This window comes from Deltaproteobacteria bacterium (assembly GCA_005879795.1).
Taxonomy (GTDB): Bacteria; Desulfobacterota; Binatia; order DP-6; family DP-6; genus DP-6.
The window spans coordinates 1-15,178 of sequence record VBKJ01000158.1 but is presented as its reverse complement, the minus strand read 5'-3'; the positions used below and the strand labels follow the sequence as shown (position 1 = coordinate 15,178).

The following is a 15,178-nucleotide window of genomic DNA, read 5'->3' as shown; positions in this document are numbered from 1 at the left end:
TGTGCTAAGAGCGGCGGGCCGATGGCGCGCCTCCTTCCCGGCACGGCCGTCCGCGTCCGCCGCGGGCGGCGGCACGACCTGCCAGGGGTGCAGGCGTTGCTCGCCGCACCCGCCGACGATCGCCTCGAGCGCGTCTTCCGCCGCATCCTCGCCGATCTCGGCACCGACCTCTACGTCGCCGAGGACGAGCGCGGCGAGATCGTCGGCCTGGTGTCCGTCCTCTACGCGCGCTCGCTCGCGCGCGGCGGCCTCTCCGCGCTGCTGGACGGCGCGCGGGCACGGCGCCCTGCGCTGCTTGCGGGGCTGGTCGCGTTCGCCGAGGAGCGCGCGCGCAAGCGGGGCTGCCGGCGGCTCGCGGCCTGGGTCGACGCGGGGGACGCGGAGCTGCGCGCGGCGCTCCGCGCCCGCGGCTACCACGCCGGCGAGCTGCTCGTGACCGGGATCGGGGGGGCGCCCTAGTGGCGATCGAGGCCGGCGGCGCGCCGCTCGCCGAGCGCCTGCGCGGGCTCCTCGCCCGCCGCGCGCGCGGCGAGGAGGCGGCCGAGCTCGCCACCTTCGCGCGCCTCCTCTTCGCGCGCGGCGGCGGCTACGCGGAGGAGCTGGCCCCCGAGGAGGCGGCGGCGCTCGTCGCCTCGGCCTTCCGCTTCTTCTCCGCGCCCGGACCGGAGCTCCGCGTGCGCGCCGTCACGCCCGAGTATGCGAGCGACGGATGGGACGCGTCGGTGAGCGTCATCGAGACGGTGATGCCGGATCGCGCCTTCATCGTCGACACCATTCGGTCCCGTCTCGAGCGCGCCGGCGTCCCGGTGTTGGCGCTCCTCCACCCGATCTTCGCCACCCGGCGCGACCCGAGCGGGCGGCTCGAGCTCCTGACCGACCCCGAGGGCGGCACGCCGCGCGAGTCATTCACCCACGTCGCCATCCCCCGCTCGACCGATCGGGCGGCGCTCGCCTGCCTCGAGGCCGACATCCGCGACGCGCTCGAGGACGTGCGGCTCGTGACCGACGACTTCGCGGCCATGGTGACGCGCGCGCAGGCGGTGGCCGCCGAGCTCGACGCCCTGGGGCGCAGTGGCTCCGCGCAGCTCGCCGCCGAGGCGACCGCCGTCGCCGACTTCCTGCGCTGGCTGGTGGACGGGGCGTTCGTGTTCCTCGGCTACCGGGAGTACGGGCTCACGACGCTCGGCGCCGCCACCATGCTCCAGCTCCGCGCCGGCAGCGGCCTCGGGCTCCTCCGGCGCGAGGAGCGCTCGGCCTTCCGCGAGGCCCGGCGGCTCGACGAGCTGCCGGCGTGGGTGCGGGCCCGGCTCTCGCCCGGCCGGCTCCTCACCGTCGCCAAGACGATCGCCGAGGCGCCCGTCCACCGCCGCGCGCACATGGACGACATCGGCGTGAAGCAGCTCGACCGCGAGGGGCACGTGCTGGGCGAGCGGCGCTTCGTGGGCCTCTTCACCTCGAAGGCGCATGCCGAGGAGGCGGCCGAGGTGCCGATGCTCCGCCGCCTGCTGCGCCAGATCCTGGCCGCCGAGCGCGTGGTGCCCGGGAGCCACGACCACAAGGCGATCGTGGCGGTCTTCAACGCCCTCCCCAAGCCGGAGCTCTTCGCCAGCACGCCCGCCGACATCCGCGGCGAGATCGTGACCATCCTCGCCGCCGCGCAGACCGACGACCTGCTGCTCATGCTCGGCCCGCGTGGCGACGGCCAGCGGCTCGTCGTCCTCGTCGTCCTGCCACGCGAGGGCTTCTCGGGCGAGGCCCGGGACCGCATCCGGGAGCTGCTCGCCGCACGGCTCGGAGGCACGCCGCTCGACGACCACCTGGTCCTGCTCGAGGGCGGGCGCGCGGTCCTCCACTTCGCCTTCGCGCCCGGGGCGGTGCCGCCGCCCACCGAGGACGAGCTCCGCGAGGCGGTCGCGGCCATCGTGCGGGGCTGGGAGGATCGGCTCCGCGCCGCCCTCGTCGAGCGCCACGGCGAGGAGGAGGGCGAGCGCCTCGCCCGGCGCTATGCGCACGCCTTCTCCGGCGCCTATCGAGCGGCGGTAGCCGTGGAGCGGGCGGCCGACGACGTCGTCCTCCTCGACGCGGCGGCGCGCGATGGGGTGCACATCGTCATCGCCAACCAGGCCGAGACGACCACGGCGCTGCGCTTCTACCTCGTGCGCGAGCCGCTCGTGCTCTCCGAGTTCATGCCCGTGCTGGAGAACCTGGGGCTGCGCGTGCTCGCGGAGGACCAGGAGAGCGTCACGCCGGCGGGGGCGCCGCGGCAGAGCGTGCAGACCTTCTTCGTGCAGGATCGCGCCGGGCGCCGGCTCGACCCGGAGGTGGTGGGGCCGCGGCTCACGGGCGCGCTGCTCGCGCTCGGCGCCGGGCGGGCCGAGAGCGACGCGCTGAATCGGCTGGTGATCGAGGCCGGCCTCGACTGGCGCGCCGTCGCCTGCCTCAGGAGCTACTGCGGGTACGCCGTGCAGGTCGGGCTCGCCACGCGCGCGGCGGCCATCGCGGCGCTCGCCGACCACCCCGAGCCGGCGCGCCTTCTCTTCGCGCGCTTCGCGGCCCGCTTCCAGCCCGACGCCGCCGCCGAGGACCCGGCGGCGCTCCGCCAGCGCTTCGTCGAGAGCCTCGACGGCGTGCAGGCGCTGCGCGAGGACCTTCTCCTGCGCGCGCTCGGGGACATCGTCGACGCGACGGTGCGCACCAACTTCTACGCCCCCGGGCCGGAGTGCGACCACATCGCGATCAAGATCCGCGCCGCCGACCTGGTCCACCTCCCGCCGCCGCGCCCGTGCTACGAGATCTACGTCCACGCCCCGACCATGGAGGGCATCCATCTCCGCGCGGGCCTGGTCGCCCGCGGCGGCATCCGCCTGAGCGACCGCCCCGAGGACTTCCGCACCGAGATCCTGGGCCTCATGAAGACGCAGACCGTCAAGAACGCGCTCATCGTCCCGACCGGGGCGAAGGGCGGCTTCGTCGTCAAGGGAAAGACGCCCGTGGTCGAGGCGTACACGACGCTCGTGCGCGGGCTCCTCGACCTCACCGACAACCTGGTCGCGGGCCGCGTCGTCCATCCGCGCGGGCTCGTCATCCACGACGAGGAGGATCCGTACCTGGTGGTGGCGGCCGACAAGGGCACGGCGGCCCTCTCCGACGTCGCCAACGCGGTCGCGGCCGAGTACGGCTTCTGGCTGGGCGACGCCTTCGCCTCGGGGGGCGCGCACGGCTACGACCACAAGGCGCTCGGCATCACGGCGCGCGGCGTCTGGGAGTGCGTGCGGACACACTTCCGCGAGCTCGCCGTGGACGCCGACACGGCGCCGCTCACCGTCGCCGGCATCGGCGACATGGGGGGCGACGTGTTCGGCAACGGGCTCCTCCGCTCGCCGCACCTCCGGCTCCGCGCGGCCTTCAACCACGTGCACGTCTTCCTCGACCCGTCGCCCGATCCGGCGCTCAGCTTCGCCGAGCGCGAGCGGCTCTTCCGCGCGGGCAAGGGCTGGGACGCCTACGACCCGGCCGTGCTCTCGCCCGGCGGCGCCGTCCTGCCGCGCGCGGCGAAGCGCGTCAGCCTCTCGCCCGAGGCGCAGGCGATGCTCGGGCTCGGCGACCCGGCCGTGACCGGCGAGCGCCTGGTGCAGGCGGTGCTCGCGCTCGACGTGGACCTCCTCTGGAATGGCGGCATCGGCACGTACGTCGCCGCGACCGACGAGACGGACGCCCAGGTGCACGACGCCGTCAACGACCCGGTGCGCGTGAAGGCGAGCGCGCTGCGCGCCAAGGTGGTCGCCGAGGGCGGTAACCTGGGGTTCACGCAGCGGGCGCGGATCGAGTACGCGCTCGCCGGCGGGCGGATCGACACCGACGCCGTCGACAACTCCGCGGGCGTCGACATGTCCGACCACGAGGTGAACCTCAAGATCTGCCTCCGGGCGGCGGTCGAGGACGGGCGGCTCACGCCGGAGGCGCGCAACGCGCTCCTCGCCGAGGTGACCGACGAGGTCGTGGCGCGCGTCCTCGCCCACAACCGCGCCCAGAGCCGGCTCCTCTCCCTCGACCAGGTGCGGAGCCGCCGCCGCCTCGCCGACTTCCGCGAGCTGATGGCCGAGCTCGGGCGCGCAGCGGGGCTCGACCGGGCCCTCGAGGCGCTGCCCGACGCGGACACGCTCCGCGCCCGCCGCGCCGTCTACCCCGGGCTCACGCGCCCGGAGCTCGCGGTGCTGATGGCGTACGCGAAGATCCACCTCCAGCACGCGCTCCTCGCCTCGCCGCTCCCCGACGACCCGCTCGTCGAGCCCCATCTCGTCGGCTACTTCCCCGGCGCCGTGGCCGAGCGCTTCCCCGACGCGGTGCGAGCCCACCCGCTCCGGCGCGAGATCGTGGCCACCGCGCTCGCCAACACGCTGGTCGACGAGATGGGGGCCACCTTCGTGCAGCGCGTGACCCGCGACACCGGGAGGTCGGTCGCGGAAGCGGCGCGCGCCTGGACGATCGCCTGGGCGGTGGCGGGGGGCGCCGCGCTCGCCCGGGCCATCGAGGACGGCGGCTTCGCGCTGGAGGTCGAGACCACGTGCCGGCTCGTCCTCGAGCGCACCTCGGAGCGCGTGACCAAGTGGATCCTCGCCAACACCGACCCCGCGCGCCCGGCGGCCGAGCTGGCGGCCGAGCTGGGCGACGCGACCGCGCGCGTGCGCGGGCGGCTGCCCGAGTGGATCGCCGGGGCGGAGGCGGAGGCCTTTGCGAGGCTGCGCTCGGAGCTCGAGATCGCCGGCCTGCCGGTGGCGCTCGCGCACGACCTCGCCACCGCCGACTGGCTCGTCGGCGCGCTCGACGTGATCACGGTCGCGCGCGCGGCCGGCGTCGATCCCGAGGCGGCGGCCACTCGCTACTATGGGCTCGGCCAGCAGCTCGACTTCGCCTGGCTGTGGACGCGCCTCGCCGAGGCGGCGGAGGACGACCGCTGGCAGGAGCGGGCCGTCGAGGGCCTGGTCGAGGACGTGCTGCGCGCGCGCCGCGGGCTCGCCCGGCTCGCGCTCGAGGGCGGGGACGGCGCGGCCGCGCCGCGGTCGCTCGGCAAGGTGCAGGACCTGATCCGAGATCTCCGCGCCGCGCCGCGCACGAGTCTCGCCGCGCTCCAGGTCGTGGTGCGCGAGCTGCGCCGGGCGGCGGAGCGGGAGTGACGATGGCAGTGATCCGCTTCCTCTTCGCGCTGCTCCTGGGCTTCATGCTGGGCACCGGGAGCGTCCTCTACCTGATCCATTCCGGCGCCGGCGACTTCATGATCCGCCGCACCGAGCCGATGCAGGACCTCGAGCGCCGTCTGCGTGAGGTCGAGCAGCAGCGCGACCAGCTCGGCCGCCAGCTCGACGACGTCATCAGCCGCGCGAGCCGCATGGAGGCGTCGTTCGGCGAGCTCGAGCGCCGCTTCGGCGAGCTCCAGCGCGAGCTCGACCGCGCGGAGCACCAGGCGGGCAAGCCGGGTGGGTAGCGCGGTCGCTACCAGCGCGGGTGGTCGGCGGCGAGGCCGACCAGCTTCAGGAACCCGCACACGGCGAGCGCGCCCGCGAAGGTGGGCACGATCGGAAAGCCGGCGATCAGCGGGCCGTCGCTCCACCCGGTCAGGTCCCAGAGCCAGGCCCCGAAGTAGTAGCCGCATACGCCCGCGGCCGCGCCGATGCCCGGGATGCGGATCCCCGTGTCGAGCACCCGCTCCGCGATCCAGCCGAGGAGCATCGCCGTGCCCGTCACCTCCATGACGTGCCATCCATACCCGACTGCGTGCAGCGCGGTCCCTGCTGGTGCGGCGTACATGCGCCTCTGGCCATTGCGGGCTCGCTCGATTATCTATTCAAAAGGAAGAGCAAGGGGCATGCCACGCAGCCGTGGCGCCTGCCGTCCTCGGGTCCGAGTCCGCACTCGACGCGCGCCTGACGGCGGCGGTCCACGCCTGTGCGTTGGCAGGACAAGGTCGGGCAAGTGGTTCGCGTGACCGTACTCGGGTCCGGTGACGCCTTCGGGTCGGGCGGCAGACTGCACAGCGCCTATCTGGTGGAGGCGCCGGGCCGCACCTTCCTCCTCGACTGCGGGCCGACCGTCCTGCAGTCGCTCAAGCGCAGCGGCCGCGACCCGGGCGCCGTGGACTTCGTCCTCCTCTCGCACCTGCACGGCGATCACTTCGGGGGCGTGCCCTTCCTGTTCATGGAGTACCGCTACGAGGAGCCGCGCTCGCGTCCGCTCGCCGTGTACGGGCCGCCGGGGACGGAGCGGCGCGTGCGCGGCCTGTTCGCCGCCCTCTACGAGCGCATCGCCTCGGAGCCGCTCCCGTTCGCCGTGCGCTACGAGGAGCTCGGGGCGGGCACGGCCCATACGGTGGACGGGGTGCGCGTACTGCCCTTCGTCGTGCGGCACGTGAAGGAGCTGCTCGCCTTCGGCTACCGCATCGAGGTCGACGGGCGCACCATCGTCTACTCGGGCGACTCGGCGTGGACCGAGGAGTTCGTGGCGCAGTCGCGCGGCGCGGACCTCTTCCTGTGCGAGTGCTCGACCTACGAGACGCGCCTCGACATCCACATCTCCTACCCGGAGATCGCCGCCCGCGCGCGCGACCTGGGCTGCCGGCGGCTCGTCCTCTCGCACCTGGGCAGCGAGCCGCTCGCGCACCTGGGCGAGCTCACCCTGGAGTGCGCGCGCGACGGGATGACGCTCGATCTCTGAGGAACTGGCCGGGCGTGACCACGAGCGCCCCGCGGCGCTCCTCCTCGGTGCGGGCCGTCGCCTGGGCGAGGAGGCTGCCCACGGCGCGCTCGGCCAGCAGCGCGACGAGCGGGACGTCCAGCGCGGCGGCGGGGCGCGCGCCCAGGAGCTGCGCCACGGCGAGGGCGCGGCGGGCGGCGAGCGCGCGGCCCGTCTCGGCGAGCAGGTAGGCGGTGCCCTCGAGCCGCCGCGCGAGGACGGCGGGCGGGAAGAGGGTCGCGGCGGCGCGGCGGAGGACCTCGCGCACCCGCTCCTCCTGGGCCAGGCGGGAGAGCACGAGCGGGCTCTCGCGCAGCCGGGCGATCTCCTCGACGAAGGGCGCGGCGGCCTCGGGCGCGGGGACCCAGGGCGCGAGCTCGGGCTCCTCCAGGAGCGCGGCCGAGCCGGCGGCCAGCGCGGCGCTCTCCTCGGCGCTCGGCGCCGTGACCTGCGCCGAGACCGGCTCGGCGGGCGGCCGCGGCGGCTCGTGCGTGAGCCGCGGGCGGAGACGCAGGTAGTCGCGCTCGCGCGCCGTCCCGCCGCCCGCGCGCACGTGCGCCTCGACCAGGAGCGCGTCGAGCGTGCGCCAGTCGGCCGCGACGAGACGCAGGCCGGACTCGGCCTCGAGCTGCTGCCGGGCGGCGCGGATCTGCTTCCGGCTCGCCTCGCCGGCGCTCACCTCGCGCAGGCCCTCGGGCTCGTTCACCTGCGCTGCGATCAGGAGGGCGCCGGTCGGGAGCGGGCGGATGATCCAGATGAGGCGGTCGCCGCCGCCGTCGAAGAGCGAGAGGAGGCCCTCCGCCTCGGGCGCCGGGGGGGTGCGCGGGGCAGCGGCGGGGGCGGGCGGCGCGGGGACGGGCACACCGCGCTGCCCCACGCGGTAGAGGGAGCGGCGGATCTCCTTGCGCACGGCGCGCTCGCCCGCGTGCGGCTCGAGCGCCACCAGCAGGGCCGCCACCTCCGGGCTCGGAAGCTCGCCGAGGGCGGCCGCGAGCGCCGCGCCGTCGCTGCCGGCGAGCAGCGGAGCGAGCGCGTCGACCCCCACCCGGCCGGCGCGCACCGCCTCGAGGTCGAGGCCGAGGCGCGCGAGCGTGGCGGCGGCCGCCTGCTCGCCGCGCGCGCTCACGGGCCGCCGCTCGCCGCGCGCGGATACTCGGCGAGGCGCATCTCGACGTGGTCCTGCATCCAGTGCGCGTCCCACCACTCGACCGGGTCCACGTGCACACCGTGGATCATCATGCTGAAGTGCAGGTGGTCGCCGGCGGCGAGCCCCGTGTCCCCCGTCTTGCCGATCGTGTCGCCGCGCCCGACCTGGGCGCCCGCCGTGACCCCGATCTCGCTCAGGTGCCCGTAGAGCGAGAAGACGCCGAGGCCGTGGTCGATGATGACCGCGTTGCCGTAGATGCCGAGCGGGCCGGCGAAGACGACGCGGCCCGCGTTCGCCGCCGGCACCGGGCTGCCCCGCAGCGAGGCCAGGTCGAAGCCCAGGTGGGTCTGCTGGTCGATCGTCTTACCGTCGTGCACGTAGCTGCGGCGGTCGGCGAAGCCGGAGAGCGGGGCGGAGTTGGGAAGGCGGAGGAATGCGTCCTGCCAGAGCGGCGTCGGAGCGCTGTCCCGGCACGCCTGGCGCACGCGGACCTCGGTCGCGGCGCGCAGCTCGCGGTTGATGCGGAGATACCCCTCCACCAGGTCGCCCGACTGATCGAGGTTGTTGGCGGCGAGCAGCTCGGGGACCTTGCGCGAGAGGAAGTCGTCGCTGACCGGCATCGTCTTCTCGGCGAAGCGGCGCGGGGTCACCCTGACGCCCATGTTGACCGTGCGCGCGTTCCCCGCCGCGTCGGCGGCCAGCACCGCGGGGCGCGCGTCGGGCTCGTGCTGCGGCAGCGCGAAGACGGCCACACGGAGCCCCGAGTCGGCGAAGTAGCCGGCCACGCCCGGGAAGAACTCGTCGCCCACCTGCACGCCGCTGCGGACCGCGTCGGGGCCGACGCGGTAGACGGCGCACTCGGAGCCGCCCACGCGTGCCACGTGCTCGCCCGGCATCACTTCGAGGAGCGGCGGCGTCACGTCGACGGTGACCGCGCGCCTCAAGCGGGGCTCGCGACGGAAGGCCGCCAGCCAGGAGTGGTCGCTGGCCCAGATCTCGAGCTGGGCGCGGCCCTCGCGCGCGTGCGCCGCCCCGGCATCGAGCGTCGGCGCGAGCACCGTCTCGTGCACGCCGCTCCCCAGCCAGGAGCGGCGCGGATAGTCCTCGCTCGCGACGACGACCGGCTGTCCGCCCTCCGGCACGAGGCGGACCTCGACGTGGGCCAGGCCGGAGCCGCGGTCGCGCGCCACGATCCTGAGCGGCGTGGCCCGGCCGACGAAGTCGACCGGCGTCTCGAGCGTGACCGACGGCGCCAGGGGCTCCGCGCGCGTCACCAGGAGCGCGACCAGCGCGGCGAGCACGAGGACGACGGCGAAGCGGCGCATCCGGGGAGCCTATGCGACGTCGCCCAGCACGGCGAGCAGGTTCTGCGTGATTCGCTGGGTCGCGCCCCAGATGACGTGCCCGTCCACCGGATACGTGTCGATCGGCACCTTGCGGCCGCCGAAGTCCCACAACTCCCGGCGGAGCGCGTCGGGCGCGCGCAGGCGGCGCACGGGGACGGTGAAGATGGCGTCCACCTCGTCCGGGCAGGGCCGGAAGTCGTAGGGGTGGGGCACGACGCCCACGAAGGGGGTGATGACGAAGCGGGTCGCCTCCGTCTCGAGGTCGTCGAGCGGGCCGAGCAGACGCACGTGGGCGGGATCGAGGCCGATCTCCTCCTGCGCCTCGCGCAGCGCGGTCGCCGCCAGATCCGCGTCCTCGTCCGGCTGATGGCGGCCGCCGGGGAACGCGATCTGGCCCTGATGGTGCGGCAGGAGGGTCGAGCGCCGCGTGAAGAGCAGGCTCGGCTCGCCTTCGACGCCCAGGAGCGGCACGAGCACGGCGGCGACCGTCTTTCCGGGGGGCGCGAGGACGATGCGGTCCCGTCCAGCGAGCGCGGCGGCGAGGGCGGTCACGAGCGCCTCGGTCACAGCGCACTCCTAGCATCTGTGGTATGACAGCTCCATGGGCGCGGCCGCCCACACGACCGTCACGATCGTCCTCCGCTATCACGAGATCGCGCTCAAGGGGCGCAACCGGCCCTTCTTCGTGCGCCGCCTGGTGGAGAACGTGGAGCGCGCCACCGCGGGGCTCCCGGTCGGGCCCGTGCGCCGCGCCTCGGCGCGGCTTCTCCTGCCGCTCGCCGACCGGGCGGCCTGGCCCGCGGTGCGCGACCGCCTCGCACGCGTGTTCGGGATCGTCAACTTCGCGCTCGCGCACGAGCTCGCGATCGACACCCGCGCGGGCGACGCGCCGGCCCAGGTCGCGCGCCTCGGCGAGGCGATCGTCGCGCGGCTGCGGGGCGTGGCGGTGTCGAGCTTCCGGGTCCGCACCAAGCGCAGCGACAAGCGCTTCGCGCTGACCTCGCCCGAGGTGAACGCCGTGCTCGGGCGCATGATCCAGGCAGCCACCGGGGCGGCGGTCGACCTGGACGCCGCCGCGCTCACGGTCGCGGTCGACATCCTGCCCGGACGCGCCTTCTTCGCGGTCGAGAAGGTGCCGGGCGCGGGCGGGCTGCCGGTCGGGACGAGCGGACGGGTGCTGGCGCTCCTCTCGGGCGGCATCGACTCGCCGGTGGCGGCCTGGCGCATGATGCGGCGCGGGTGCCGCGTCGACCTGGTCCACTTCCACAGCGTGCCGTTCCTCGACCGCACCAGCCAGGAGAAGGCGCACGAGCTCGCGCGGCTGCTCGCCGGCTGGGGGCTCGAGGCGGACCTCTTCCTGGTGCCCTTCGGCGAGGTGCAGCGCCGGATCGTGGCCGCCGTGGCGCGCCCGCTCCGCGTCGTGCTCTACCGGCGCATGATGCTCCGCATCGCGGAGGCGCTGGCGCGCGCGGCGGGTGCCGAGGCGCTGGTGACCGGCGACAGCCTGGGGCAGGTGGCCTCGCAGACGCTCGCCAACCTGGCCGTGATCGGCGAGGCGGCGCGGCTGCCCGTGCTCCGCCCGCTGCTCGGCATGGACAAGAGCGAGATCGTCGCCGAGGCGGCGCGCATCGGGACCTTCGAGACCTCGATCATCCCCGACCAGGACTGCTGCACCCTCTTCACGCCGCGCCATCCGGCCACGCGCGCCGCGCCGGGCGAGGTGCTCGCGCTCGAGGCGCGCTTCGATGCTCTCGCCCTGGTCGCGCAGGCGGTCGCCGCGACGGAGCGGGTGCGTCTAGGCCCCGCCCGCGAGCACGAGGAAGAGCGCGCGCACGGCGGGGCGTCCGAGCCGCAGGTTCAGCCGCTCGCGTAGCTCGTGCTTGAGGAACTGGAGCTCCTGCATCCACTCCGGGCTGTCGACCGCCACGAAGAGCACGCCGCGCCGCATGCGTTCGGGGCGCGCGTGGAGTGCGATGGTGGGCCCGACGACCGCGTCCCAGTGCGCCCACAGGGCGTGATCGGCGAGCCGCTCGGCGTCGGGAAGACGCTCGAGCGCCGCGCGCAGCACGTCGCCGAGGCGGACCGGGCGATCAGCAGGCGGCCGCCGCGCGGGCACTTGAAAAAAATCCTTGACAGCACAAGATGTGGTGGTATATGAGCACCCGCACCGCAATATACGGGGCAGTACCAGGGGGGGGTTGAGCATGGCGACGGAGCCGGTGGTACGGGAGGGGGGAGCTCAGGCGCCCCCTGCGGACGGCGCGGCGCGGCGCGGCCTCGCCGTCGCGCGGCGCTTCGTCCCGGCGGGGACCGACCCCTACGAGACGGTCGAGTGGGAGATCCGCTCGGCGGTCATCTCCGGCGAGGGCGGCGAGACCGTCTTCGAGCAACGCGACGTCGAGGTGCCGAAGCCGTGGTCGCAGCTCGCCACCAACGTCGTGGTGTCGAAGTACTTCCGCGGCCCGCTCGGCACGCCGCAGCGCGAGCGCAGCGTGCGGCAGCTCGTCGGCCGCGTGGTCGGCACGATCGGCGAGTGGGGCGAGGCGCAGGGCTACTTCGCCACGCCGGGCGATCGGGCGGCGTTCGCCGACGAGCTGACCCATCTCCTCCTCCACCAGAAGGCCTCCTTCAACAGCCCGGTGTGGTTCAACATGGGCGTCGAGCCGAAGCCGCAGTGCTCGGCCTGCTTCATCCTCTCCGTCGACGACACCATGGACTCGATCCTGGACTGGTATCGCAAGGAGGGGATCATTTTCAAAGGGGGCTCCGGCTCGGGCGTGAACCTCTCGCGGCTGCGCTCCGCGAAGGAGCGGCTGGGCGGGGGGGGCACGGCCTCGGGGCCGGTGTCCTTCATGCGCGCGGCCGACGCCTCGGCCGGGGTGATCAAGTCGGGCGGCAAGACCCGGCGCGCGGCCAAGATGGTCGTGCTCAACGCCGACCACCCCGACATCGTCGACTTCATCCGCTGCAAGGCGGAGGAGGAGCGCAAGGCGTGGGCGCTCATCGCCGCCGGCTACGACGCCTCGCTCGACGGGTCCGCCTACGGCTCGATCTTCTTCCAGAACGCCAACAACTCGGTGCGCGTGACCGACGACTTCATGCACGCGGCGCTCGAGGGCCGGCCATGGAGCACGCGCTACGTCACCAACGGGGCGGTCGCCGAGACGCGCCCGGCGCGTGACCTCCTCGGCCTGATCGCCGAGGCCACCTGGCAGTGCGGCGACCCGGGCATGCAGTTCGATACCACCATCAACGACTGGCACACCTGCCCGAACACGGGGCGCATCAACGCGTCCAATCCGTGCAGTGAATACATGCACCTCGACGACAGCGCCTGCAACCTCGCCAGCCTGAACCTGATGCAGTTCGTCGAGCCGGACGGGAGTTTCGACGTCGCCGCCTTCCGGCACGCGGTCGACATCATCATCGCCGCGCAGGACATCGTGATCGACCGCTCGAGCTACCCCACGCCCGAGATCGCGGGCACCGCGCACGCCTACCGCGAGCTCGGCCTCGGCTACGCGAACCTGGGCGCGCTCTTGATGTCGCTCGGCCTGCCCTACGACTCGGACGCGGGGCGCGAGTACGCCGCGGCCGTAACCGCGCTCATGTGCGGCGAGGCGTACCGGCACTCGGCCGCCCTCGCCGCCGTGCTCGGGCCCTACACGGGCTACGCCAGGAACCGCGAGCCGCAGCTCGGGGTGATCGAGAAGCACCGCGCCCACGCCTACAAGCTCGACCCGGCGCTCGTGCCGCTCGACCTCCTCGCCGCGGCGCGGGAGGCGTGGGACGGCGCACGCGAGGCTGCGCGCGCCCACGGGGTGCGGAACTCGCAGGTGACCGTGCTGGCACCCACCGGCACGATCGCCTTCATGATGGACTGCGACACCACGGGCGTCGAGCCCGACATCGCGCTCGTCAAGTACAAGAAGCTGGTCGGCGGCGGGGTCCTGAAGATCATCAACAACACGGTGCCCCGGGCGCTCCGGCGCGTGGGCTACGACGCGCGCGAGATCCAGGAGATCGTCGAGTACGTCGACGAGCAGGAGACCATCGAGGGCGCGCCCTCGCTCAAGCCCGAGCACCTGCCGGTCTTCGACTGCGCCTTCAGGCCCGCACGGGGCGCGCGCTCGATCCATCCCCTCGGGCACCTCCGCATGATGGGGGCGGTGCAGCCGTTCATCTCGGGCGCCATCTCGAAGACGATCAACGTGCCCGAGAACGCCACCGTCGAGGACATCGAGGAGGCATACGTCCAGGCCTGGAAGCTCCGGCTCAAGGCGGTGGCGATCTACCGCGACGGCTGCAAGAAGACGCAGCCGCTCAACACGGCGAAGCCGGTGAGGGCGGAAGCCGCGGCCGTCCCGGCGGTGGGGAAGCCGGAGCCGGTCCGGCGGCGGCTTCCGAACGACCGCCAGGCGCTCTGCCACAAGTTCGACGTCGCCGGGCACGAGGGCTACCTCCACGTCGGCTTCTTCGAGGACGGGGGGCCGGGAGAGATCTTCATCAAGATGGCGAAGGAGGGGAGCACGATCTCCGGCCTGATGGACACGATCGGCGTGCTCACCTCCATGGCGCTCCAGTACGGGGTGCCGCTCGAGGTGCTGGTCTCGAAGTTCAGCCACGTGCGCTTCGAGCCGTCGGGTTTCACCAAGAACCCCGACATCCCGATGGCGAAGTCCCTGATCGACTACATCTTCCGCTTCCTGGGCGCGCGCTTCCTCTCCGGGGAGCAACGCGCCGCGGTGGGCCTGGTGGAGCGCGAGGCGCCCCCCGCGCCCGGCCCGGTCACCGCCGTGGCGGGTCCCTCGCCCCAGGCGCGCGCCCAGGCGGGACCGCACCCGATCGGCTTCACGAGCGGGACGGTGCTCGACACGGCCGGCCGGCACGCGATCACCTTCAGCCCGCAGGCGGACGCGCCGAGCTGCCCCGACTGCGGTGCGCTCATGGTGCGCAACGGCACCTGCTACAAATGCTTCAACTGCGGAGCGACCAGCGGCTGCTCCTGAGGTCGGGAGAACGAACTCGTTGTTGGGAGGCGGCGGACGGGTGGCGGTGGGGTAGGCCTCCCCAGGGGGGGATGCGGTCCGCGCGAGCGGAGCGGGGCGCCGGCGCGGCGCCCCGCGCGGTGGCGCGGGGGGACGCCCACGCCAGATTTCCACTTGACAGGGTGACGTCGCGCTCTATAAGGGCCGCAACCGCCTCGAGTCGAGCCTGCGTTTTCCCGTCCGTGAGGGAGTCACCATGGCCGACGTTCTCAAGTTCACCGAGGATCACCTCTGGCTGCGCGTCGAGGGCAACCGCGCGCAGCTCGGCATCTCCGAATACGGCCAGGCCGAGCTCGGCGAGATCATCGCCGTCGAGCTCCCCGACGTGGGTGACGAGGTGGAGAAGGGCGAGCCGTTCGGCGAGCTCGAGTCCGTACGCACGGTATCGGAGCTGCTCTCGCCGCTGACCGGGACGGTGACCGCCATCAATACCGAACTCGAGGACCACCCCGCGATCGTCAACGAGGACCCCTACCACGAGGGCTGGCTGGTCGAGATCAAGATCCAGGACGAGGCGGAGCTCGAGGACCTGATGGACGCGGACGAGTACGAGGAGTTCGCGACGGGCGAGGAAGAGGGCTGAGGGGAGAAGGACCGGCGGGAGAAGGACCGGCGGGAGAAGGACCGGCGGGAGAAGGACCGGCGGGAGAAGGACCGGCGGGAGAAGGGCCAGCGGGAGAAGGCCGATGGCGCCGGGCCCCGGATCAGTCGCGGCGGAAGCGGTAGACGAACTCGTTCGGTCGCACCAGGCCGAGCTGGCGGCGGGCGAGGCCCTCCAGGTAGAGGTCGTCGGTGCGCAGGCGGTGGATCTCGTCCCGCAGACGCACGTTGTGCTCCATGAGCGCGAAGGTCGCCTGCCCGAGCGCCCGTCGCTCGGCGCGCAGGCGCAAGAGGTGCGCGATGCCGTGCTC

13 protein-coding genes are annotated in these 15,178 nt (G+C 73.9%); 7 read left to right on the top strand and 6 right to left on the bottom strand.

Going from position 1 to position 15,178, the window contains the following annotated elements; translation table 11 throughout:
- Positions 1-21 precede the first annotated feature (21 nt).
- Genes E6J59_13795 through E6J59_13785 form a run of 3 tightly spaced genes read left to right on the top strand, consistent with a single transcriptional unit; the run spans position 22 to position 5,482 of the window.
- Positions 22-459 carry a hypothetical protein gene (locus E6J59_13795; GenBank protein TMB18737.1) on the top strand — a complete coding sequence of 146 codons (438 nt, stop codon included), beginning with the start codon at positions 22-24 and terminating at the stop codon, positions 457-459.
- Positions 342-5,174 carry an NAD-glutamate dehydrogenase gene (locus E6J59_13790; GenBank protein ID TMB18736.1) on the top strand — a complete coding sequence of 1,611 codons (4,833 nt, stop codon included), beginning with the start codon at positions 342-344 and terminating at the stop codon, positions 5,172-5,174. The genes E6J59_13795 and E6J59_13790 overlap by 118 nt, the downstream gene beginning before the upstream one ends.
- A gap of 2 nt (positions 5,175-5,176) precedes the next feature.
- Positions 5,177-5,482: a hypothetical protein gene (locus tag E6J59_13785; GenBank protein TMB18735.1), complete on the top strand. Its 306-nt coding sequence runs from the start codon at positions 5,177-5,179 to the stop codon at positions 5,480-5,482.
- 8 nt (positions 5,483-5,490) lie between these two features.
- Here the strand turns inward: E6J59_13785 and E6J59_13780 are convergent, their stop codons facing one another.
- Complete coding sequence (locus tag E6J59_13780) at positions 5,491-5,748, bottom strand: hypothetical protein (protein TMB18734.1); 258 nt, start codon at positions 5,746-5,748, stop codon at positions 5,491-5,493.
- Positions 5,749-5,943: 195 nt separating this feature from the next.
- On the opposite strand from E6J59_13780, the gene E6J59_13775 reads away from it, so the two are divergent.
- Complete coding sequence (locus tag E6J59_13775; GenBank protein ID TMB18733.1) at positions 5,944-6,708, top strand: MBL fold metallo-hydrolase; 765 nt, start codon at positions 5,944-5,946, stop codon at positions 6,706-6,708.
- Here the strand turns inward: E6J59_13775 and E6J59_13770 are convergent.
- Genes E6J59_13770 through E6J59_13760 form a run of 3 tightly spaced genes read right to left on the bottom strand, consistent with a single transcriptional unit; the run spans position 6,665 to position 9,786 of the window.
- Positions 6,665-7,852 (bottom strand): hypothetical protein, encoded by a 1,188-nt coding sequence (locus tag E6J59_13770; protein TMB18732.1) that lies wholly within the window; start codon positions 7,850-7,852, stop codon positions 6,665-6,667. The genes E6J59_13775 and E6J59_13770 overlap by 44 nt on opposite strands.
- Positions 7,849-9,198 (bottom strand): M23 family metallopeptidase, encoded by a 1,350-nt coding sequence (locus tag E6J59_13765; GenBank protein ID TMB18731.1) that lies wholly within the window; start codon positions 9,196-9,198, stop codon positions 7,849-7,851. Before E6J59_13765 ends, E6J59_13770 begins: the two co-directional genes overlap by 4 nt.
- A 9-nt stretch (positions 9,199-9,207) precedes the next feature.
- Positions 9,208-9,786, bottom strand: coding sequence for a CoA pyrophosphatase (locus E6J59_13760; GenBank protein ID TMB18730.1), 579 nt, complete (start codon positions 9,784-9,786; stop codon positions 9,208-9,210).
- A gap of 34 nt (positions 9,787-9,820) precedes the next feature.
- Between E6J59_13760 and thiI the strand changes: the two genes are divergently transcribed.
- On the top strand, positions 9,821-11,092 hold the full coding sequence (thiI, locus tag E6J59_13755; protein TMB18729.1) for a tRNA 4-thiouridine(8) synthase ThiI: 1,272 nt from the start codon (positions 9,821-9,823) through the stop codon (positions 11,090-11,092).
- Here thiI and E6J59_13750 read toward each other — a convergent pair.
- Complete coding sequence (locus E6J59_13750; GenBank protein ID TMB18728.1) at positions 11,015-11,425, bottom strand: DUF721 domain-containing protein; 411 nt, start codon at positions 11,423-11,425, stop codon at positions 11,015-11,017. The genes thiI and E6J59_13750 overlap by 78 nt on opposite strands.
- Between E6J59_13750 and E6J59_13745 the strand changes: the two genes are divergently transcribed.
- Together E6J59_13745 and gcvH are read left to right on the top strand one after the other, a co-directional pair.
- The gene (locus E6J59_13745) at positions 11,424-14,228 is read left to right on the top strand and encodes a vitamin B12-dependent ribonucleotide reductase (GenBank protein TMB18727.1); all 2,805 of its coding nucleotides are present in this window, start codon (positions 11,424-11,426) and stop codon (positions 14,226-14,228) included. The two genes, E6J59_13750 and E6J59_13745, sit on opposite strands and share 2 nt — an antisense overlap.
- A gap of 235 nt (positions 14,229-14,463) precedes the next feature.
- A complete protein-coding gene (gene gcvH / locus E6J59_13740; GenBank protein ID TMB18726.1) occupies positions 14,464-14,850 on the top strand; it encodes a glycine cleavage system protein GcvH in 387 nt (128 codons plus the stop codon).
- Positions 14,851-14,971: 121 nt separating this feature from the next.
- Here the strand turns inward: gcvH and E6J59_13735 are convergent.
- On the bottom strand, positions 14,972-15,178 hold a 207-nt coding region (locus tag E6J59_13735; GenBank protein ID TMB18725.1), incomplete at its 5' end, for a septum formation initiator family protein.

What these genes read in the sequence shown, in the direction of transcription:
- E6J59_13795 (TMB18737.1), top strand. Translation starts at nt 22, where the DNA reads ATGGCGCGCCTCCTTCCCGGCACGGCCGTCCGCGTCCGCCGCGGGCGG.
- E6J59_13785 (TMB18735.1), top strand. Translation starts at nt 5,177, where the DNA reads ATGGCAGTGATCCGCTTCCTCTTCGCGCTGCTCCTGGGCTTCATGCTG.
- E6J59_13780 (TMB18734.1), bottom strand. Translation starts at nt 5,748, where the DNA reads ATGGAGGTGACGGGCACGGCGATGCTCCTCGGCTGGATCGCGGAGCGG.
- E6J59_13765 (TMB18731.1), bottom strand. Translation starts at nt 9,198, where the DNA reads ATGCGCCGCTTCGCCGTCGTCCTCGTGCTCGCCGCGCTGGTCGCGCTC.
- thiI (TMB18729.1), top strand. Translation starts at nt 9,821, where the DNA reads ATGGGCGCGGCCGCCCACACGACCGTCACGATCGTCCTCCGCTATCAC.
- E6J59_13745 (TMB18727.1), top strand. Translation starts at nt 11,424, where the DNA reads ATGGCGACGGAGCCGGTGGTACGGGAGGGGGGAGCTCAGGCGCCCCCT.
- E6J59_13750 (TMB18728.1), bottom strand. Translation starts at nt 11,425, where the DNA reads ATGCTCAACCCCCCCCTGGTACTGCCCCGTATATTGCGGTGCGGGTGC.
- gcvH (TMB18726.1), top strand. Translation starts at nt 14,464, where the DNA reads ATGGCCGACGTTCTCAAGTTCACCGAGGATCACCTCTGGCTGCGCGTC.